This is a genomic window from Colwellia psychrerythraea 34H (genome assembly GCF_000012325.1).
In the GTDB taxonomy this organism is placed as follows: domain Bacteria; phylum Pseudomonadota; class Gammaproteobacteria; order Enterobacterales; family Alteromonadaceae; genus Colwellia; species Colwellia psychrerythraea_A.
Genome location: NC_003910.7, coordinates 4,284,037 through 4,306,065, shown reverse-complemented (window position 1 = coordinate 4,306,065; position 22,029 = coordinate 4,284,037). Strand labels below are relative to the sequence as shown.

Genomic DNA, 22,029 nt, shown 5'->3' with positions numbered 1-22,029 from the left:
TAAAGGCGTTTCTAATTCCAGCTGAATCCGGCATCTTGAGGTAACATGGGTATAGTTAGAAAGTAAATAATTGAAGTGTTTAGTTAACATTAACAAACTATCGTTATATTCTGTTTAGAATACAAACAAACTAATGGAATAAAATATGACACTTAAAAAAACGGCTTTAGTAACGGGTTCTGTCAGTGGTATTGGCTTAGGAATAGCAAAAGATTTAGCCAAGCAAGGTTATAAAATCCTTATTAGTGATATAAATTTATCTGTGGCTGAAGATGTAGCACAAAGTATTAACCAGTCAGGAGGAGATGCGTTAGCGTTTAAACTTGATGTTACTGTGCAAGCAGACATTGATAATGTTATTGCTCGTGCGGAAGAATTTAATAATCGCATTGACGTATTAGTTAACAATGCAGGTATTCAATATGTTTCGAAATTAGAAGAGTTTCCCGCAGAGAAGTGGCAGTTGATTACTAATGTACTATTAGTTGGCCCAGCAATGATGACTAAAGCGGTATTACCTTTAATGCGTGCTAATAATTTTGGCCGTATTATTAATATTGGCTCTTTGCATGGCTTAGTCGCCTCTCCATTCAAAAGTGCCTATGTTGCAGCTAAACATGGGATTATCGGTTTTTCTAAAGTTATTGCGTTAGAAACAGGAGATCAAGATATTACTATTAATACTATTTGTCCTGCCTATGTGAAAACGCCACTGGTTGAGAAACAAATTGCAGATACGGCTAAAGAGCATGGTATCAGTGAAGAAGAAGTTGTTAATAATATTATGCTGGCGCCAATGCCGAAAAAAGCGTTTATTGATATAGAAGAAATATGTGGTTCAGTAAGTTATTTAGCCAGTGATCTCGCTAAAAATATGACAGGACAAACCATGGTATTAGACGGTGGTTGGGTAGCAAGATAGTTTAATTGTCTAAATTATAAAATAAAAAAAGTAGGTTTGATAAAAACCTACTTTATATGTACTTAATAACTTACTTCTCTCAGAGGAGAGTTATTTATGTTTTTGAATAAATTCTGCAATACTCGGTGCTATTCTTTCACGGAAAGCCGAGCCACTAAACGTTCCAAAATGGCCTACACCATCAAAAACTTGATCCAATTTGTTTTGCTCTGGAATACCAGAACATAAAGCCTGTGCTGCTTGAGTTTGGCCTAATGAACAAATATCATCATTTTTCCCTTCAATGGTATGTAATGCAGTATCAGTTATTGCTGATAAATCAACAAGCTCACCATGGTAAGTCATTTTACCATTCGCTAAATCTTGATTAATGAAAACACGATCTAGAGTTTCTAAATAGAACTCACTATTAAGATCTAATACAGCTAAGTATTCATCATAAAAATCACGGTGACTTTCTTGTTTATCTTCTTTGCCATGAAAAACATGACCAAAATAATCAGTGTGTTTCTTGACGTGATTTTCAATATTCATCGCCATAAAAGAAGTTAATTGAATAAAGCCCGGATATACTTTTCTTCCTGCACCAGGAAAACGCTCAGGCACCGTCATTATGACGTTATTTTCAAACCAACTTAAATCTTTACTACTGGCATATTTATTGAGTTCGTTTGGATTGATACTGGTATCAATCGGGCCTGCAATTATTGTTAGAGATTTAGGTGTAGCGGCATCTTTATCTTTAGCCAATACAGCGGTTGCTATTAGTGCTTGAACTGCAGGTTGGCAAACCGCTAATACATGGGTATCTTCGCCAATTTCCTTCATAAACTCGATAAGGTAAGTTACATAATCATCAAAATCAAAGTTGCCTTCAGATAAAGGAACGTTTTTAGCATCTAGCCAATCAGTTATGTAAACGTCATGATCTAAAATTAAACGCTCTATTGTTGCTTTTAATAACGTTGCATGATGACCTGAAAGTGGAGCAACCAAAAATAGTTTAGGTTGTTGAACTTTAGTATCTTGTTTGAAGTGGATTAAATTACAAAAAGGTTTTGCTAAAATAACTTGTTCGTCAATGTTAACCGTTTCACCATCAATTATTGTTGTTTTAATGTCAAAAGGTTGTTTATCGTAAACTTTAGTATGATGGTAGGCACTATCAAGTGCTGCATTGATACTTTTTCCCAGTAGGGTGTTTGAAAACGGGTTAAACGGATGAGTCAGTAATTGTTGATTCACTGAGATAAAACCATTCATCATTTCGGCGGAGCGACTATAGAGGTCGTAAGTTTGATACATCATGTGTTTTATCCTTCAAATAAATTTTCAACGAGTATTATCTTTCGTATTGCTCTTAAAATTTTAAAAAAAGCCAATACCCTAATATTACTGATTGATTAGTTTCCGTTAGCGTTAATTAAGGTTCCTCTTTCATTATTTAGAGTAAATTAAGGTTCCAATCGTTATTTTTATATTGCAGCGCAGCATTCATGTTTGGAGCGAGTGTACCTAGCAAAATCACCTTGGTCAATAATTTCTTGCTGCACCGCGTCAAAAATAAAGGTATCCTAAGTATTCTCCATACACTAGACACGCACGCTATGTTTATCGTTAGGGTTGATGAAGGCCGTTAAAATAGATAATTATCAAATAAGTTTGTATCTTATTATTATTGTTTGTAAATTGTTTATTAATAATTTATGAAAAACATTTAAAATTTTTAACTTTGGGCTGCTTTAAAGGCAAATAAATTATAACCAGACCATTTACAAGGATATATTATGGAATCGAATGAGCAGAAAGAAGTAGCTGATTTTTTAGAGCAATACTCAGAGATATTTAACACCATGGTTAAACAGGTTTTAAGTGGTTCTGATAAAGAAAATTTAAATTCAATGATGGATTCAGAGAAATTAACTGAACTTTTATCAAAAGGGGTACAAGTTGATACTGCTGAGTTATTTAGTAAACAAATGTCTTTTATGACTCAACAAGCCGAGCTTTGGCAAAATGCGACTAAAGCATTATTGGGTTCAAAAGTTGAGTCAGTGGTGTCAGAGGAACGTAATGATAAAAGGTTTAAAGACAGTGAATGGTCTGAAAATCCTGTTTATAACTATTTAAAACAGTCTTACCTTTTAAGTTCTAACATGATGCAAGATACGGTTAATAGTTTGCATTTCGATGATCCCAAAGCTGAAGAGCAAGTAAAGTTCTATACTCGACAATATATCAGTTCTGTTTCTCCAACCAATAATGCATTAACGAATCCTGAAGTTTGCCGAGACATATTAGAATCTAAAGGCGAGAACCTCATCAAGGGGCTACAAAACTTTATGCAAGACTTACAACAAAGTCCTGCGGATGCCCTTAAAATTAACCAAACTGACGTGGATGCGTTCACTTTAGGCGAAGACTTAGCATACACGCCAGGTGATGTAATTTACCAAAATGACTTAATCCAACTTATACAGTACAAAGCCAGTACTAAAAAAGTCAATGAAGTCCCTTTATTGTTTATCCCTCCTTTTATTAATAAGTATTATGTCTTGGACATGGATGAGCAAAAGTCACTGATCAAATGGGCTGTAGGTCAGGGCCATACAGTCTTTGTAATTTCATGGATCAATCCAGACAAGACACTTTCTCATAAAGGCTTTAATGACTATATGAAAGAAGGACCAATCGCATCACTTGATGTTATTGAAGAATTAACTAAATCAAAGAAAGTGAATGTCGTTGGTTATTGTATTGGCGGAACATTATTAGCAACAACCCAATCATACTTATTGGCAAAAGGTGATACTCGAATAAACTCATTGACCTTTTTAACAACATTATTAGATTTTGAAGAGCCGGGTGAAATAGGCGTTTATCTTTCTGAGAAAATGTTACCGTTCTTGAAAAAGGATATTAAAGAAAAAGGGTTATTAGATGGTCGAGTGCTTGGTTTGGCGTTTAGCATGCTACGTGAAAATAGTCTTTTTTGGTCGTATTTTGTTAATAATTATTTAAAAGGTAAAGATCCTGCTCCGTTCGATATTTTATACTGGAACAGTGACTCTTCAAACTTGCCGGCGGAAACTTTTGATTTTTATATGACCAATACTTATCAAGAAAACAACTTGATAAAAGATGGTGCTGTTGAAGTTGAAGGTGTTCCTATTGAACTAAGTAAAATTGATACGCCGAGTTATTTCTTAGCTACAATCGCGGATCATATTGTTTTATGGCAGGCATCATACAAAGGAGCCAAAGCTCTTTCTGGACCTACAAGGTTTGTTTTAGCTGGCTCTGGCCATTTAGCCGGTGTTATTAACTCTGTAGATCACGGTAAATATCCACATTGGGTTAATGAAGAGCTTTCTGATACCGCGGAACAATGGTTTGAAAGTTCAACCAAAAAAGAAGGTTCTTGGTGGACAGATTGGGAAAACTGGGTTGAACCTCAATCAGGTAAGCAAGTAACAGCACGTAAACAAGGCTCTAAAAAATACCCAAGTATTGAAGCTGCTCCTGGCAGCTACGTTAGAAAGCGTATTTAGCATTTGTAACGATAATCCCTACTACAGAGTAGTTAATATGAAAGGCGACCAATAAGGTCGCTTTTTTTATAGATAGTATCTCTGTTATACTAGCAGTTAAGACTACTTCCTCTACCCTAGCGTAAGTAAAATTAATAACCAACCGAGGTTGACGTTGATCACAATTAAAAGATATCCAAACCGCCGTCTTTATGACACTACAAAGAGTCATTATGTAAACTTGGATTATATTCGAGAATTAGTTATTGCCAATGAAGAATTTAAAATAGTTGATTCGAAAACAAATGAAGATAAAACGCGTAGTATTTTAATTCAAATTATAAGTGAAGAAGAAACTAGTGAGAAACAATCGTTATTAACCAATACCTTATTGAAACGGTTGATATGTTTTTATGGTAATGATAACCAAGACTATTTACAACAATTTCTTGAGCAAAGTCTTTCTGCTTTTATTGAACATCAAGATGATATTTTAAAACTGAGTAGTGATATTAATAAAAATTCACCTTTTGGTTTATTCAGCAGTATTGTTGAACAAAATATGAATATGTGGACTAAATTTCAGAAGCCAACAGATAAAAAATAAAATTTTGTTGCACCGCAACAAAATAATGATTGACTCCAAACTAAAAAATTGATTAAATTCTCATCAAGTAATGCTGCTTAGCAGCAAAATTATAGGAGAAGTGCATGTTTAATCAATTTACAGAGTTATTTCAGACCTCATTAAAACCAATTGAAAAATTGGTCGAATTAAATATATCAACAGCGAGTACTGTTGCACATCAGCAAGGATTGCTTATTGCAAGTTTGGTCGACGACAGTATTTCATTTAGCCAAAATATACCTGTAACGACAGACATAACTGAATTTGTTGCAGAACAATCTAAATTTAATGCCGATGTTCAGAGCCAATTGACTGAAGCGATTAAACAAACATCTGAAACGCTTACCAAGGCGAAAAAAGATGCAGAAATTATTCTCAGTGACTCTTTTTCAGTATTGTCAGCTAACGTAAGTCAGACTTCAGTTGACAATCAACCGCTTGTTCCAAAAGTACTTATTAAAGAAAAGTCGCAGTCCGCGCCAAAAGCAGTAGTTAAAGCCGCGCCAAAAGCAGCCGTTAAAGCCGCGCCAAAAGCAGCCGTTAAAGCCACGCCAAAAGCAGCCGTTAAAGCCACGCCAAAAGCAGCCGTTAAAGCCACGCCAAAAGCAGCCGTTAAAGCCACGCCAAAAGCAGCCGTTAAAGCCGCGCCAAAAGCAGCCGTTAAAGTCGCGCCAAAAGCAGCCGTTAAAGTCGCGCCAAAAGCAGCCGTTAAAGTTGCGCCAAAATCAGCAGTTAAAGCAGCGCCAAAAGCTGAAGTTAAAGCAGCGCCAAAAGCTGAAGTTAAAGCAGCGCCAAAAGCTGAAGTTAAAGCAGCGCCAAAGACTGAAGTTAAAGCAGCGCCAAAGACTGAAGTTAAAGCAGCGCCAAAGACTGAAGTTAAAGCAGCGCCAAAGACTGAAGTTAAAGCAGCGCCAAAGACTGAAGTTAAGACAGCACCAAAAAAGTAATCAATTTAAATGAGTAATAAATATTTATTTTTAAATTTTATTCTTCAATATCAATTATTTGCGTTTTATTTTTGTGGTTTGATGCGGTGCAGCAAAAAAAATGTTGACGACCATCTTTTGACCTATTATACTAGTTTTAATCAATCTGCTGCGATGCAGCATACTTAAAAAGGAAGCTTTATTATGTTTACACAATTAACGGAACAATTTACTACTGCAATGAAGTCATTCAACAATGAAGACCAGTTTTCGGCAGCTATGAAGCCATTTAACAGTCTTGTAGAAATTAATACTAAAACGGTTGAACAATTAATCAATCAACAAGCTGCATTAATTACTACAATCATGAACGATAGCGTAGCTCAAACTAAAACGTTATCAGCGCAAACAGATTTAGCAACAGCAATTGAATCACAAAAAGTTTTCACTGAAGAGCTTCAAGCAAAAGTTTCAGCTTCAGCTAAAGAAGCTTATGATGTTGTAACTAGAACTTCTGAAGAAGTAACTAATCTAGTTAAAGACTCTATGGCTGAAGTAACGACCATTGCTAAATAGTTTATCATCAAAAAATAAGCCATTTTTGTGCTTATGATTGAAAAAGCCAGTATCTCGATACTGGCTTTTTTATTGCTGATTATTGGTAAATCGTAGAGGGTATTGAGGATATATTATTATTTTGTTGCGGCGCAGCAAATAATTATTGACCAATACAATATTGCTAGGTATACTCACTTTAAATCTGATTGCTGCACCGCAGTATAATACGAAATAAAATAGGAATCTTAATTATGTTTACTCAATTAACTGAACAATTAACAAATCAATTTACTACTGCAATGAAATCTTTCAGCAATACAGCGCAAGTTGAAACTGCAATGAAACCATTGAATAGTTTGGTAGAATTAAATACTAAAACTGTTGAGCAATTAATCAGCCAGCAAACAGCTTTAATTACTTCTATTCTTAATGACAGTGCTGCTCAAACTAAAGCATTATCATCACAAACAGATTTTACAGCCGCTGTTGAATCTCAAAAATCATTTAACGAAGCGCTTCAAGCTAAAGTTTCAAATTCAGCTAAAGAAGCTTTTGATGTTGTTTCAAAAACTTCAGAAGAAGTTACTTCTCTAGTTAAAGACTCAGTTAAATTTGATAAATAAATTTTTATCACTAAAAAATTAGCGATTTAATTATCGTATTTAAAGGCCAGTATGATCACATACTGGCCTTTTTTATTGTTTAGGGTCTGTTTATCTTTCATTTTAGTCTCTGCTATAGGCTAATTTTTAAGTTAACAAGGCGAAAAGAGTGCTATGTAGTCACTCTACTTTAATGATTTCCAACGATGTTAGGTTGAAAATTAGACATAGCCCTTCGGGTTGCCTTGAAAAAACGTCACTCTTTGTTGCTTCATTCGCATTTGGAACAACCAAAGATTAAATGAAGCGCCTCGATTGCTATCTTTTTCAAGTGCAACAGCGTTACAAACTGAAAGAACAACAGATCCTAGTTTTCTGAAGTACCAATACAAGTATATTACATTGAAAGTAAAGTCTTTATTGTCTCTCTATGATACCTCAAACTGCGAGTTTTCGGATGACTTAGGGATGTATTTAAATCACTCAAAAATGCTCACTTAGTTAGTGTAATTGAGATTATTTCTGATTTTATTAAAGATTATGAATTTTATAGCGAAAGGGTCCAGTGTTAGCCGTTTATTTGCTCGTCTTTTTACGCTACAATGCGCGACTATTTTTTAATTATCTTAACGAGTGAAATCGTTGTAAAAGATATATTTGAAAACTTATTTTTGAAGGCTTATGTTCGAAACAAACCCTATATTAAGTAAATTAAAAGAAATCCGTGAGCGCGCTAATTTGCTTCGGGGGTACCTTTGACTACGATGTTAAAGCGGAACGTTTAGTTGAAGTTTCTCGCGAACTAGAGCTCCCTGATGTTTGGAATGAGCCAGAACGTGCTCAAGCCCTTGGTAAAGAGCGAAGTTCTTTAGAAGAAGTGGTTAATACCATTGTTGAACTCGAAACGGGTTGTGAAGATATTGAAGGTTTAGTTGAACTGGCTGTAGAAGAATCAGACCAAGAAACTTTTGATGATGCTGAAGTTGAAGCTGATGCTTTAGATAAGGTGTTAGAAAAACTAGAATTTCGCCGAATGTTTTCTGGCGAACAAGATGCTAATAATAGCTATTTGGATATTCAGTCAGGCTCAGGCGGTACAGAAGCGCAAGATTGGGCAGAAATGCTGATGCGCATGTATTTACGTTGGGGCGAAGCACACGGCTATAAAACTGAAGTGATTGAAGTGACCGATGGGGATGTTGCCGGAATAAAAGGTTGCACCATTAAGTATACCGGTGAATACGCTTATGGTTGGTTACGTACTGAAACGGGTGTACATCGTTTAGTGCGAAAATCACCATTTGACTCTTCAGGTCGTCGTCATACCTCATTTGCTTCAGCGTTTATTTACCCTGAAATTGATGACAATATTGAAATTGATATCAACCCTGCAGATTTACGTATTGATACTTTTCGTGCTTCTGGCGCTGGCGGACAACATGTAAATAAAACTGATTCAGCTATTCGTATTACCCATGAGCCTACAGGGGCCGTGGTTGCTTGTCAGGCAGATCGTTCTCAGCATAAAAATAGAGCGACGGCGATGAAGCTACTGAAAGCTAAATTGTATGAAATGGAAATGCAAAAGCAAAACTCAGATAAACAAGTATTAGAAGATGGCAAATCAGATATAGGTTGGGGCAGTCAAATTCGCTCGTACGTATTAGATGATAGCCGTATTAAAGATTTACGCACGGGTGTTGAGAATCGTAATACCCAAGCTGTATTAGATGGTGATTTAGATAAGTTTCTAGAAGCCAGTTTAAAGTCTGGTTTGTAGCTTACGTTTAACAAGATAAAACATAAGCAAAGCCAAATAAAACCAATTGAAAAATTAAAGATAACCACGAGAAATTAACATGACAGATAAAGCCAATAATACACCCGTAGCACAAGATGAAAATAAACTGATTGCTGAGCGTCGTGTAAAACTTGAAAAAATTCGCTCTAATTGTTCAGCTAATGGTTTTCCTAACGATTTTAATCGTGAACATTTAGCCGCTGATATTCAAGCTGAACATGGTGAAAAAACCAAAGAAGAACTTGAAGAGCTACAAGTAACTTATGCTATTGCCGGTCGTGTTATGGCGAAGCGTGGACCATTTTTAGTGATACAAGACTCGTCTGGTCGTATTCAAGGTTATGCTGAAAAAACAGTGCAAAAAGAGATACGTGCTAAATGGGGTTCATTAGATATTGGTGATATTGTTGGTATTAAAGGTATTTTACATAAATCAGGTAAAGGTGATCTTTACGTGAACATGGATCATTACTCATTATTAACTAAGTCACTTCGTCCATTACCTGAAAAGTTTCATGGTTTATCCGATCAAGAAACTAAGTATCGTCAGCGTTATATTGATTTAATTATTAATGAAGATACCCGTAATACCTTTAAAATGCGTTCAAAAATTGTTGCGGGCATACGTAACTTCTTAACGCAGCGTGACTTTATGGAAGTTGAAACGCCGATGTTGCAAATCATACCGGGCGGCGCAACGGCTAAACCTTTTATGACGCATCATAATACTTTTGATCTTGATATGTACCTACGTATAGCACCAGAGCTTAACTTAAAGCGTTTAGTCGTTGGTGGTTTTGACCGTGTGTTTGAAATTAACCGTAGTTTCCGTAACGAAGGTATTTCAACGCGTCATAATCCAGAATTCACCATGATTGAATTCTATCAAGCTTACGCTGATTACCATGACCTGATGAACACTACAGAAGAAATGTTACGTACTATTGCACAAGATGTATTAGGTACTACCACTATTCGTAATACCGTTAAAAATTCTGAAGGTGAAGTAGTAGAAGAGAAATTCTACGACCTAGGTAAGCCGTTTGTACGCTTATCTATGGTTGATGCTATTTTACAATACGGCAAAGATCATCGTGGCGCTGAGCAACTTGATGAAGCGGCTTTACGTGACCCTGAAAATAATTTTGATGCAATCAAAGCCATGGCTAAAGCTGTTGGTGTTAAAGAAAACAGTGCTTCTAAAGTTTGGGGCCCAGGTAAATACATTTGTGAAATATTTGAAGAAGTTGCAGAACATTTATTAGATCAACCTACCTTTATCACGGAATACCCTTGGGAAGTTTCACCACTGGCGCGTCGTAACGATGAAAACTCATTCATAACCGATAGATTTGAATTCTTTGTTGGTGGTCGTGAACTAGCTAATGGTTTCTCTGAGCTGAACGATGCAGAAGATCAAGCTGAACGTTTCCAAAAACAAGTAGCAGAAAAAGATGCTGGCGATGATGAAGCTATGCATTATGATGCCGACTATATCAACGCCTTAGAGTATGGTTTACCACCAACAGCAGGTGAAGGTATTGGTATTGACCGTTTGGTGATGTTATTTACTGATTCGCCAACTATCAAAGATGTAATTTTATTCCCACATATGCGCCCAGAAGCGGAATAAGGATCATAACGCTCTGTTTTGTTAGTAAAGCTTGAGCGTTAAAAATATTAGCCCTGTGTAAAGTCTGTAAAAAGAGCTATACACAGGGCTTTTTTTTTTTTTAATGTATAACTCTATTTTTCTTTATCGTAATTGCGTAGATTAGTGTTTTTATAGAAGTTCGTCATTATAAAAACACAGCAATTATAAAAATAAAAACAACCTTGAGGAAATTATATATACCCGTTCCACTTGAAGATGCATGATTCAGCTGGAATTAGAAACGCCTTTAGGCAAATCATACTCTGCGTTACATTTCTTTTTAAGGTAATAACCCTTAATAAAAAAATGTGTCTTAATTATGAATCGCTCAGACTTCCTGAAACGAGCACCTTCAAGTGGAGCGGGTATAGAGCGTTACTCAAAGGTAAATAGTTAGCAAATAGTGTTCGTAAGAAATTTGGGGAAATGAATGGGTGTTTCAAGAGGCGGCTTTAGTTCGCGTTTCGGTTTTATTATGGCGGCGGCAGGCTCCGCTGTAGGCTTAGGTAATATTTGGGGTTTTCCAACCCAAACAGCGAGCAACGGTGGTGCTGCTTTTGTGCTCGTCTATTTAGTATTGGCGTTCTCTTTAGCTTACCCCGCTTTTATGGCAGAGCTGTTAATTGGTCGATATGGTCAGGCAAACGCCGTTAGCAGTATGCAAAAGATTGCACGTAATACTTGGCAAAAGCGCTTTGGTTTTGTTGTTGGCTTTGGCGGTATTATTTGTGCGGCACTTATTTTAAGTTTCTATAGCATCATCGCCGGTTGGATGATGTCTTATGCCATAGAGCCCTTAGCAAGATTAGGTGGTTTTACGGGCGCAGCTGACTGGCTGATAAATCACTCATTAATTCGCAATATACTCTTCACCGCGCTCTTTATGGGACTAACCATTTTTATCATTCGTCGGGGTGTTGAAGAAGGTATTGAAAAATGGTCAAAACGCCTAATGCCTATGTTAATCGGTTTATTGATCTTATTAATTATCTACGTCTTTACGCTTGATGGGGCAAGAGAAGGTTTCAATGCTTATTTAAATCCTGACATTTCTCGTGTATTTGAACCCGACCTTTTAATAAGTGCTTTAGGACAAGCGTTTTTCTCTTTGTCATTGGGTACTAGTGTAATGATCATTTATGGCTCTTATATTGCTAAAAAAGAGAATTTAGTAACGCTTGGTGCACAAGTAACGTTAATAGATGTTTCTATCGCCTTTTTAGCCGGTTTATTAATTATTCCTGCTATGTATGTTGCTCAAGCACAAGGTGTAGCTATATTCGCAGAAGATGGCAGCCTCATATCAGGTTCAAATTTGGTATTTACTGTATTGCCTGCACTGTTTACTGGTATGGGGGATGTTGGTCTTTTCGTTGCTTTTGGTTTCTTCGTGTTAATGTCAATAGCGGCGCTCACCTCAAGTATATCGATGCTTGAAGGTCCTGTGTCTTATGTGGTGGAGCGTCACGATACGCCACGTGAAAAAGCAACAACCTTTATTGGTTTAGGTATTCTAGTACTGAGTATTCTTATCGTTATCAATTTAGAGTGGATGTTAGACTTCGTTGCTACTTTATCAACACAATATGGCCAGCCAATTATTGCTATGTTGTGTTGTGTATTTGCTGGTTGGATATGGCATAGAAGTGATATTTTGTCGGAAATTAAACAAGGCAATGAACATGTAGAACATAGCCTATTTTGGAAAATTTGGCCTTGGTATACTAAATTTGTTTGTCCAACAGCCATTGGTTTAGTTTTCTGGCATTCATTATAGGTAACTACTAATAAGGCCAAGGCCTTGGTACTTTGTTATTTACGGTTAATTTGTGTGTCCAACAGCCATAGGTTTAGTTTTTTTGCATTCACTGTAAACAAATCAGAACACTGAATTATTAGTAATTAATAATCGAATTAAAGCCTTGGCCAGTTTAACTGCCAAGGTTTTTTTATTGCCGATAATTGCTCAATCACTTCAGTATTTAAATAGAGTTCACCCATAGTAGGTAGAGAAATAAACTCGAAGCTTTCCCCTAAATAGTTAAATCTTAGGACAAAAGCATGTAAGTAACCTCTGTCTGCCTGCGATGTTGTGTAATAAAGTGGATCACCAACAATAGGGGCACCAATACTTGCTAAAGCAACACGCAATTGATGGGTTTTACCTGAATGTGGTTTAAGCAGGTATAAGCGCTGTTTGTTAGGTATGCTAAATGAAAAAAACTGCGTAACAGCAGGATTTTCCATCGACCGTAATAACTTGAACATACCACGTCGGCTTTTCGCCATGTCACCTTTAATTAAACCTTGTTTTTTAATTGGCTTTTTATCACCAATAGCCAAGTAATACTTTTCTATGTCGTGATCGTTAAATAGTTGACCAAAGATCTGCGCGCAAGCTAAAGTTTTGGCAAAAACAACTAAACCTGAGGTCATCTTATCTAATCTATGTACTGGGTATAATTCAGTATTGTTATTTTGGCTTTGTAACTGTTTTTTCACCAGAGAAAACAGTCCTGAGCCTATGTCACCTTCGTCATGAAAATTTACACCTGCTTCTTTATCAACAACAATAAAATCATGATGTTCTGCAATAGTTTTATACATTTAAATTTACCGAGTAGTCTCTATGTTTGTTATGATAATTCAAACTATTCATTTTTACTCTTTTTACAGGATGTTATTTTGCGACAATCTCCTCAAATCCGCTTTCCGGCACAAATAATCAATAAATTTAGAATCACGGCAATAGCTGCTAGTACAGCATTATTATTTGCCTGTAGTAGCCAAGAAACTATAACCTTACCCACAGGCGTGAGTTTGGTTGAAACGGTTACCGCTCAGCAAGATACTCTGAATATTCCTTTTAAAAAGTATAAATTAGCTAATGGCTTAACAGTTATTTTGCATCAAGATAATTCAGATCCCTTGGTGCATGTTGATGTTACCTATCATGTTGGCTCCGCTCGTGAACAATTAGGGAAGTCTGGTTTTGCGCACTTCTTTGAACATATGATGTTTCAAGGCTCACAAAATGTGGCTGATGAACAACACTTTAAAGTCGTGACACAAAGTGGTGGTGACCTCAATGGCACCACTAACTCAGATCGCACTAACTACTTTGAAACAGTACCGAAAAACCAGTTAGAAAAAATGTTATGGCTTGAGTCTGACCGCATGGGTTTTTTACTCGAAGCTATCACTCCAGAAAAGTTTGAAATACAACGTGCGACGGTAAAAAATGAGCGTGGGCAGAATGTTGATAATCGCCCTTATGGCCGATTAAATGAAACTGTTAATCAAATGATTTTCCCACGTGAACATCCATATTCATGGCCAGTTATTGGCTACATGTCAGATCTAGACCGTGGTACGGTAACTGATTTAAAAGAGTTCTTCTCTCGTTGGTACGGTCCAAATAATGCGGTAATCACTATTGGTGGTGATATCGATGAAGCGCAAACGCTGGCTTGGGTAAATAAGTATTTTGGTAGTTTAAATGCGGGACCTGCGGTAAATAATATCGCTAAATCGTCAGTGACATTAAGCGAGAACCGTTATTATTCATTTAGCGACAATGTATCTTTACCTTTACTTTACATTAGCTTCCCTACTGTTTATGGCATGCACGAAGATGAGCCAGCTTTAGATGTACTTGCTAATATTTTAGGTAGTGGTCCAACTTCATTACTTTATAAAAATCTCGTTAAATCAGGTATTGCTGTGCAAGCTGGTGCAAGCCATCCTTGTCGTGAACTTGCTTGTCAAATGAGCTTCTATGCGCTGCCAAACCCACAGCAAGGTTTATCATTAGCAAAAATTGAACAAGTGATTAATGATACTTTAGTTGAGTTTGAAGAGCGCGGTGTTAATGCCGATGATTTATTGAAGACTAAAGTCGGTATCGAAACGGGTACTATATATGGACTGCAAAGTGTCTCAGGCAAGGTCTCTAATTTAGCGCATTATCAAACCATGTTAGGGGATGCAAATTATACGGAGCAACAAGTTGCTCGTTATAATAAAGTGACCAAAGTTGACGTTATGCGTGTATTCAAAAAATATATTCAAGGTAAAGGCGCAGCAATATTATCGATAGTTCCTGAAGGTCAAGAAGCGTTAGTTGCCAAAGCAAATGATTTTGTTTTACCGGACGTAAGTAATCCTGCGAAACTAGCACAACTTGATACGCCTATTATGAAGAATGCTAGTGATTTTGATCGCAGCGTGATGCCGAGCTCTCCTGCTAATCCACAAATTACAGTACCAACTCTATGGCGTGAAACTTTTGAAAATGGCATTGAAATTATTGCGACTAAAAATAGTGAAACACCGACTATTAGTTTGCTACTAAGTCTTGATGGTGGTGTATTGCTTGATTCTGTGGAAAAAGCGGGTTTAGCAAGTTTAACAGCGAGTTTGATGAATGAAGGCACCACTGTTCACAGCAAAGAAGAGTTATCGAATGAATTAGCTAAACTGGGCAGTAATATTTCTATTGGTGCAGCAGGGCGAAATACTTACATTAAAGTTAATAGCTTAGTTAAAAACTTCGATGCTACCTTAGCGTTAATGAACGAGATGATGTTTAAACCTGAATTTGCACAAGATGATTTTAATCGTGTTAAAAATCAACTGATTCAAGGATTAGAGCAAGGTAATAAAGATGCTCGATCGTTAGCTAACAATGCTTTAAAGCAAGTGACTTACGGCAAAGATAATCGTTTTGGTTTAGCTGATAGCGGTACTATTGCTACTGTATCTGCGATAACGCTAGATGATATTAAAGGTTTTTATCAAACATACTTTTCGCCAGCTAAAGCAAGTTTAGTGGTGGTTGGAGACATCGATAAAGCTGAATTATTAATAAAACTTGCTTCATTAAGCACTTGGCAAGGTAAAGATTATACGATTAGTGGCGATTATAACTTCCCTGAGGTAACACCTAACAAGCTGTATTTTGTTGATTTACCTAATGCCAGCCAATCGGTGATAAAGCTATCACGTAGAGCGATGACTTATGATGCAACGGGTGAACACTTTAAAGCGACGTTAATGAATTACCCACTAGGTAGTGCGTTCAATAGCCGTATTAATTTGAATTTACGTGAAGATAAAGGTTATACCTATGGCGCATCAAGCTACTTTTCTGCGGGTAAAACTTTAGGTCGTTTTAGTGCAGGTGCCAGTGTTAAAAAAGAGCATACTTATGATGCTATGGTTGAAATTGAACAGGAATTGAAAAATTACCAACAACATGGCTTAACAGAAAGTGAAGTTACTTTTATGCGCCAAGCCATTTCGCAAAATGAAGCATTAAGCTTTGAAACGCCGGGCCAAAAAAGTGGTTTCTTAAGACAATTGTTACAGTTCAATCTGCCTGTTAATTATGGTGAAGAACAAAGCAGTATAATTAACAGCATAAGTATTGAGCAGTTAAACGCTATAGCGGCACAAGAATTATCAAAACCTATGCAATGGATTGTTGTAGGAGACGGTCAAGTAGTTAGGCCACAACTTCAAAAGCTTGATATCGAAGTAGTTGATCTTGAACTAGCTAAATAAACTATTTGGCAATTAAAAATAGTTAAGTATTGAAAAATACCAACAGACCCCTTATTTATATGAATATCTATAAGGGGAGGCTTTTTACCCTTTTCTCGCTAAATACTAAATCAAACTAAGCTAAACTGAGATAATAGTTAGGCTGATTAGTATATATAGGAATTATTTTGACACTATCATTAACTGATTATATTGGCGCTTTTAGCCAAAATAAAAACTTGGCTGCCGTTGCCGGTATTGGACGCGGTATAGAGCGAGAAGCCTTGAGAATATTACCAGAGGGTAAGCTATCGGAGCATGGTCATTATCATCAACTTGGTTCCGCGCTCACGCATGGACAGATAACTACTGATTACTCGGAAACCCTGCTTGAATTCATTACTCCGGTTAGTTTTTCTCCAGAGCAAACCATTGCACAACTTCAAGATATTCAAAAATATACCTTTGATAACATTGAAGGTGAATTATTGTGGCCAATGAGCATGCCTTGCTTTGTTGATGATGCTGAAAAAATACCCTTAGCGCAATACGGCAGTTCAAATATCGGCACCATGAAGACAGTTTATCGTCAAGGTTTGAAAAATCGCTACGGCTCAATGATGCAAGTTATTTCAGGCATACATTTTAACTTTTCATTCTCTCAAGACTTCTGGCAAGTGCAGCAAGATTTGCATCAGTCATCCGGTGAAAAGTCATTACCTATTAATGATTTTATTTCTGAACGCTACTTTTCTATCTTAAGAAATTACAAACGATTCTGTTGGTTAATCCCTTACTTATACGGAAGCTCTCCAGCAATCTGTGGATCATTTTTACAAGGTAAAGAACATAAATTGCCTTTTAAGAAATCTCCATTTGGCGCGCTTTACCTCGAACATGCCACCTCGTTGCGTATGAGTGACTTAGGTTATACCAGCTCTGAGCAGTCAGCACTGAAAATTTGTTATAATAATTTAGCTGATTATGTTGATGGTGTTCAACAGGCTATAAAACTTAAATCTAACGACTTTGCCAGCCTTGGTGTAAAAGTTGATGGTCAATACCAACAGCTTAACGATAACGTACTACAAATTGAAAATGAGCTGTACGCACCTATTCGCCCTAAACGAGTTGCTAAAGCAGGTGAAAAACCCTCAGATGCTCTAGGAGAGCGTGGTGTTGAATATATTGAAGTGAGGGCGCTTGATGTAAATCCTTTTTCAGATACAGGCATTAGCCTTGAGCAGGTTCACTTTTTAGATATATTTATAACTTATTGTGCTTTTATTGATAATAAAGAGTTTGATTGTACACGCCAGAAATTTCATGAAGATAACATGAATGCAGTGGTTCTTCGTGGTCGAGATCCTGAATTATTACTTAGCGATGCTAATTGTAGTGGTGAAGTTACGCTTAAATCGGTTCCTGAGTGGGGCAATGAATTATTCGAGCAGATGAAGCAAGTTGCACAACTGTTAGATAAATCATACCAAACCAGTAAATACAGTGAAGCTATTGTTCGTGAACAAGCTAAAATTAATGATTCAAGCTTAACACCTTCCGCACAGTTGTTATCGATTATTCAAGAGCAATCTTTATCGCAATTTGCTTTAGATAAAGCGATTGAATATCAACGAGAAGCTAAAGTGCGTGATTATCAATCCTATGATCAAGCATTTTTTGATGCAAGCGTTCCTGACTCTCATAAAGCTCAAGCAGATATTGAAGCAGGTGACGAACTAAATTTTGATGACTTTTTATCAGATTATTTCGCATAAAACAGACTGGAGTTTGATTGGTTCAATTATTGATAGAAAAGTAGTAAAAACAGAATAATAGCTATAAAAAAAGCGCGTCAAGGTGACGCGCCGGTTATTTAAGCAAACAAAACTTAAATCAAATGAAAGCAATCCAGGGAGGAATGTTTCATTAAATAAGAGGACGAAATTAGTGATAAGTTCATTTTATTTAAAATATTTTCATTGCCATATATTTCTTGCCAAAAAATCCATTCATATTGAATAGCTAATCAGCATTTTTCTTAAAATTCATTTTATATACAGCTAATAAATAACTATTTTTTCATTCGTGTCATCGGTTAGTTAAAACAGTTAGCTATTGATTCATTTATTTTAAGCAAAAAAAAGCGCCAACTAAAAATAGTGAGCGCATAAAACATGAAACATTACTAATAACTAAGGGAATAACATAACTGTTAAGTAAGAGTGCTGTTTTGTTACTTAGTTCAAATTAATTTTCATATTAATCCTTGTTCTTACTAATATTGTATAGCTTAATCTTTAACTAACACATTGCTGTTATTTAGGAGTGCAGAATTTTAGGCGATAAAAGGGAACCCTCTAAAAACAGAGAACGCATAAAAAAATGAACCATCACTAAAAGAGAGCGGAATAACATTATTGTTATTTTGACGTACTGAATTTTAGGCAAAAAAAAGCGCCCAACTGCTTATTAAAGACAGGAGGGCGCATAAAACATGAAACACTAAGGGAATAACATAACTATTAAGTAAGAGTGTTGTTATGTTGTTTAGTTCAAATTATTTTGATATTAATTCTTGTTCTTACTAATATTGTACAGCTTAATCTTTAACTAACACATTACTGTTATTTAGGTGTGCTGAATTTTAGGCAAAAAAAAGCGCCCAACTGCTTATGTTAGATAGGAGAGCAAATAAAAGTGTGAACCATCACTAAAAGAGAGCGGAATAACATTACTGTTATTTAGGAGTGCTGACTTTTAGGCAAAAAAAAGCGCCCAACTGCTTATTAAAGACAGGAGGGCGCATAAAACATGAAACACTAAGGGGATAACATAACTGTTAAGTAAGAGGGGTGTTTTGTTGATTAGTTCAAATTAATTTTAATATTAATTTATGCCCTTACTGGAATGTGCAACTGAGCCTTTAATTAACACATTACTGTTATTTAGGAGTGCTGACTTTTAGGCAAAAAAAAGCGCCCAACTGCTTATTAAAGACAGGAGGGCGCATAAAACATGAAACACTAAGGGAATAACATAACTGTTAAGTAAGAGGGGTGTTTTGTTGATTAGTTCAAATTAATTTTAATATTAATTTATGCCCTTACTGGAATGTGCAACTGAGCCTTTAATTAACACATTACTGTTATTTAGGTGTGCTGAATTTTAGGTGGTAAAAGGGAACCCTCTAAAAATAGAGAGCGCATAAAACATGAAGCATCACTAAAAGGGAGCGGAATAACATTGCTGTTGTTTAGGAGTGCAGGATTTTAGGCAAAAAAAAGCGCCCAACTAAAAATAGAGAATGAATAAACATGAACCATCACTAAAAGAGAGCGGAATAACATTATTGTTATTTTGAGGTACTGAATTTTAGGCAAAAAAAAGCGCCCAACTAAAAATAGAGAGCGCATAAAACATGAAACACTAAGGGAATAACATAACTGTTAAATAAGAGTGCAGTTCTCTTGTTTAGTTCAATTTATTTTAATTATTCTTTGAATTTAATTAAACTGATAATTTTATTAGCAAAAACTGCCATTAACAATCTATTTCTGTCATTATAAATGACAAATTATAATAACCGTTATTTGTTTATGTCTTCATGTAAAACAGTACTGTTAACAGCAGCCAGCGTCTTATTACTGGCAAGCTGCGCTACCCCGCCACCAAAAAATCCTGAAAATATATGTGAAATTTTTCGCGAACATCGTGATTGGTATTTTGCTGCCAAAGAAACCCGTGAACGCTGGGGCGTACCTATCCATGTTCCTATGAGCATGATGTATCAAGAGAGTTCTTTTCGTCATGATGCAACGCCTCCTATGGATTATCTCTTTGGTTTTATACCTTGGGGCAGGGTAAGTACTGCATATGGTTATTCACAAGCGAAAACGATGACCTGGAAAGACTACATTAGGGAAACGGGTAATTCAGGGGCTGATCGTGATGACTTTGATGATGCAATAGACTTTATGGGCTGGTTTATTTTTAAAACCCAAAAAGTTAATGGTGTATCTAAATGGGACGCATATAGTCAGTATTTAAATTATCATGAAGGTTGGGGTGGCTTTAAGCATAAAAGCTATAAAAAGAAGCCTTGGTTGGTGAAAGTGTCGAGGAAAGTAGATAACCGCGCTCGACGTTATAGCAGTCAACTAAAAAGTTGTGAAAAAGACTTAGATCATGGTTGGTTATGGCGATTGTTTTTCGAATAAGTCGGACAATATTGTGAAAACTAGAATGGCATTATTTAGTCAGTTAATCGATGTGTTTAATAATGCGACAAGCGCATAAAGCTTGCCAATTTGTTAATTTTACAATAAAAATCCGTTAAGGCTAGCTGCGATAACCGCTCCAAGAATAGCTAGTATTATCATTAAAAAATCAGAAAAAAAAGAATGGTTTTTCGTTAAATAATTGTTGAAATAGCAAAATGCTGCTGCTGATAGGGTTGGCTATTGTTATCCACAGAAATTGTGGAAAGCTATTGAGGATTTTAGAAACCCTCATTCTGTGGATAACTTTGTGATTAACTTTTATATTGCTCTAATTACTCTTCTTCAGGACTTTCATCGATAAAGTGCTCAGGCATGACCCTAACAGTTTTAATCTTATTGCCTGCAACGTCAATGATTTCGACAGGGTAGCCAGAGATACGCAAGCTAATATTACTTTTTGGTATCTCTTCCAAATACTCGATAATTAAGCCGTTAAGGGTTTTAGGGCCATCTGTGGGCAATTGCCATGACATCTCTTTATTAATATCACGAATACTCGCGCTACCATCCACTAAATAGCTGCCATCAGGCTGTAAGGTTACCTCATCACTGGTTGTTGGGGTCATGGTGGTAGTAAAGTCACCAACAATCTCTTCAAGAATATCTTCTAACGTTACTAAGCCTTGAATATCACCGTATTCATCAACCACTAGACCTATACGCTCTTTAGCATGCTGAAACTTTAATAGTTGAATATTTAATGGAGTACCTTCAGGTACAAAATACAACTCACGTACCGCTCTTAGTAAAGTAGCTTTGTTGAACTGATTTTTTGATAACAATTTTAAGGCATCTCTAGCATGGATATAACCAACAACATCATCGATACTATCGCGATAGAGTAATACACGGGTATGATTAGCTTGAGTAAGCTGTTTTTGAATTTTTTTCCAGTCATCGTTAACATCAATGCCAACTAAGTCACTGCGTGGGATCATTATGTCTTCAACGGAGACCTTTTCTAAGTCTAGAATACTTACTAGCATATCTTGATCACGCTGATGTAATAACGCGCCAGATTCATTCACAACGGTTCTTAGCTCCTCACTACTAAGGCTATGTTGCTCTCTTTGTTCAGAGCTAACACCAAGAAGCCTTAAAATACCATTGGTTATCCAATTGACGACAACCACAATAGGAAAAAGGATTTTAAGCAATAAGCTTAAAACTATTGAACTAGGGAAAGCTACTTGTTCAGGATAGAGTGCCGCCAATGTTTTTGGCGTGACCTCTGCAAAAATTAAGATGACCAAGGTCAGTACTAAACCAGCATATAAAATCCCAGCATCGCCGAAGTATCGATTAAAAATAACCCCAGCAACTAATGATGCAAAAACATTAACTAGGTTATTACCAATAAGAATTAAACCAATAAGGCGATCTGGTCGAGCGAGTAATTTACTAACTCGCTTAGCACCTCTGTGTTTTTGTTTTTCAAGATGACGTAATCGATATCTATTCAATGACATCATGCCAGTTTCAGAACCTGAAAAATAAGCAGAAATCAGTATTAAGATGCCAAGAATGGTAAAAAGCATCTGGGTGGATATACTGTCCAAGAAGGGAATTTCCTTTTCTAAT

Annotated in this window: 15 protein-coding genes; 12 read left to right on the top strand and 3 right to left on the bottom strand. The window is 36.3% G+C overall.

What is annotated here, in order from left to right:
• The first annotated feature begins 145 nt into the window (after window positions 1-145).
• Window positions 146-922 carry a 3-hydroxybutyrate dehydrogenase gene (locus CPS_RS18305; RefSeq protein ID WP_011044827.1) on the top strand — a complete coding sequence of 259 codons (777 nt, stop codon included), beginning with the start codon at window positions 146-148 and terminating at the stop codon, window positions 920-922.
• A gap of 90 nt (window positions 923-1,012) precedes the next feature.
• Here the strand turns inward: CPS_RS18305 and CPS_RS18300 are convergent, their stop codons facing one another.
• Window positions 1,013-2,230, bottom strand: a complete 1,218-nt coding sequence (locus tag CPS_RS18300; protein ID WP_011044826.1) for a polyhydroxyalkanoate depolymerase — start codon at window positions 2,228-2,230, stop codon at window positions 1,013-1,015.
• 479 nt (window positions 2,231-2,709) lie between these two features.
• Between CPS_RS18300 and CPS_RS18295 the strand changes: the two genes are divergently transcribed.
• The 8 genes from CPS_RS18295 (at window position 2,710) to CPS_RS18260 (ending at window position 12,398) form a co-directional block, all read left to right on the top strand.
• Complete coding sequence (locus tag CPS_RS18295) at window positions 2,710-4,473, top strand: PHA/PHB synthase family protein (RefSeq protein WP_011044824.1); 1,764 nt, start codon at window positions 2,710-2,712, stop codon at window positions 4,471-4,473.
• A 154-nt stretch (window positions 4,474-4,627) separates the two neighbouring features.
• Window positions 4,628-5,059, top strand: coding sequence for a polyhydroxyalkanoate synthesis repressor PhaR (phaR, locus tag CPS_RS18290; protein ID WP_011044823.1), 432 nt, complete (start codon window positions 4,628-4,630; stop codon window positions 5,057-5,059).
• A gap of 104 nt (window positions 5,060-5,163) precedes the next feature.
• The gene (gene phaP / locus CPS_RS23010; RefSeq protein WP_011044822.1) at window positions 5,164-6,027 is read left to right on the top strand and encodes a TIGR01841 family phasin; all 864 of its coding nucleotides are present in this window, start codon (window positions 5,164-5,166) and stop codon (window positions 6,025-6,027) included.
• A gap of 183 nt (window positions 6,028-6,210) precedes the next feature.
• Entirely contained in the window at window positions 6,211-6,582 is a 372-nt protein-coding gene (locus CPS_RS18280; RefSeq protein ID WP_011044821.1) for a phasin family protein, read from the top strand.
• Window positions 6,583-6,815: 233 nt separating this feature from the next.
• A complete protein-coding gene (gene phaP, locus CPS_RS18275) occupies window positions 6,816-7,187 on the top strand; it encodes a TIGR01841 family phasin (protein ID WP_011044820.1) in 372 nt (123 codons plus the stop codon).
• Between the two features lie 660 nt (window positions 7,188-7,847).
• Window positions 7,848-8,946, top strand: a protein-coding gene (prfB, locus tag CPS_RS18270; RefSeq protein WP_011044819.1) for a peptide chain release factor 2 whose coding sequence is annotated in 2 segments (ribosomal slippage) — window positions 7,848-7,922 and window positions 7,924-8,946 — 1,098 coding nt in all. Because the reading frame shifts where the segments join, the coding sequence is not laid out codon by codon here.
• Window positions 8,947-9,025: 79 nt separating this feature from the next.
• A complete protein-coding gene (gene lysS, locus CPS_RS18265) occupies window positions 9,026-10,600 on the top strand; it encodes a lysine--tRNA ligase (RefSeq protein WP_011044818.1) in 1,575 nt (524 codons plus the stop codon).
• A 451-nt stretch (window positions 10,601-11,051) separates the two neighbouring features.
• Window positions 11,052-12,398 (top strand): sodium-dependent transporter, encoded by a 1,347-nt coding sequence (locus tag CPS_RS18260; RefSeq protein ID WP_011044817.1) that lies wholly within the window; start codon window positions 11,052-11,054, stop codon window positions 12,396-12,398.
• Between the two features lie 137 nt (window positions 12,399-12,535).
• Here CPS_RS18260 and CPS_RS18255 read toward each other — a convergent pair whose 3' ends face one another.
• On the bottom strand, window positions 12,536-13,228 hold the full coding sequence (locus CPS_RS18255; RefSeq protein ID WP_011044816.1) for a TIGR01621 family pseudouridine synthase: 693 nt from the start codon (window positions 13,226-13,228) through the stop codon (window positions 12,536-12,538).
• A 78-nt stretch (window positions 13,229-13,306) separates the two neighbouring features.
• On the opposite strand from CPS_RS18255, the gene CPS_RS18250 reads away from it, so the two are divergent.
• The 3 genes from CPS_RS18250 (at window position 13,307) to CPS_RS18240 (ending at window position 20,385) form a co-directional block, all read left to right on the top strand.
• Entirely contained in the window at window positions 13,307-16,186 is a 2,880-nt protein-coding gene (locus CPS_RS18250) for a M16 family metallopeptidase (protein WP_011044815.1), read from the top strand.
• Window positions 16,187-16,353: 167 nt separating this feature from the next.
• A complete protein-coding gene (gene gshA, locus CPS_RS18245; protein ID WP_011044814.1) occupies window positions 16,354-17,943 on the top strand; it encodes a glutamate--cysteine ligase in 1,590 nt (529 codons plus the stop codon).
• 1,821 nt (window positions 17,944-19,764) lie between these two features.
• Window positions 19,765-20,385 (top strand): hypothetical protein, encoded by a 621-nt coding sequence (locus CPS_RS18240; RefSeq protein ID WP_011044813.1) that lies wholly within the window; start codon window positions 19,765-19,767, stop codon window positions 20,383-20,385.
• A gap of 335 nt (window positions 20,386-20,720) precedes the next feature.
• Here CPS_RS18240 and CPS_RS18235 read toward each other — a convergent pair whose 3' ends face one another.
• On the bottom strand, window positions 20,721-22,007 hold the full coding sequence (locus CPS_RS18235) for an HlyC/CorC family transporter (RefSeq protein WP_041737130.1): 1,287 nt from the start codon (window positions 22,005-22,007) through the stop codon (window positions 20,721-20,723).
• Window positions 22,008-22,029: the final 22 nt, after the last annotated feature.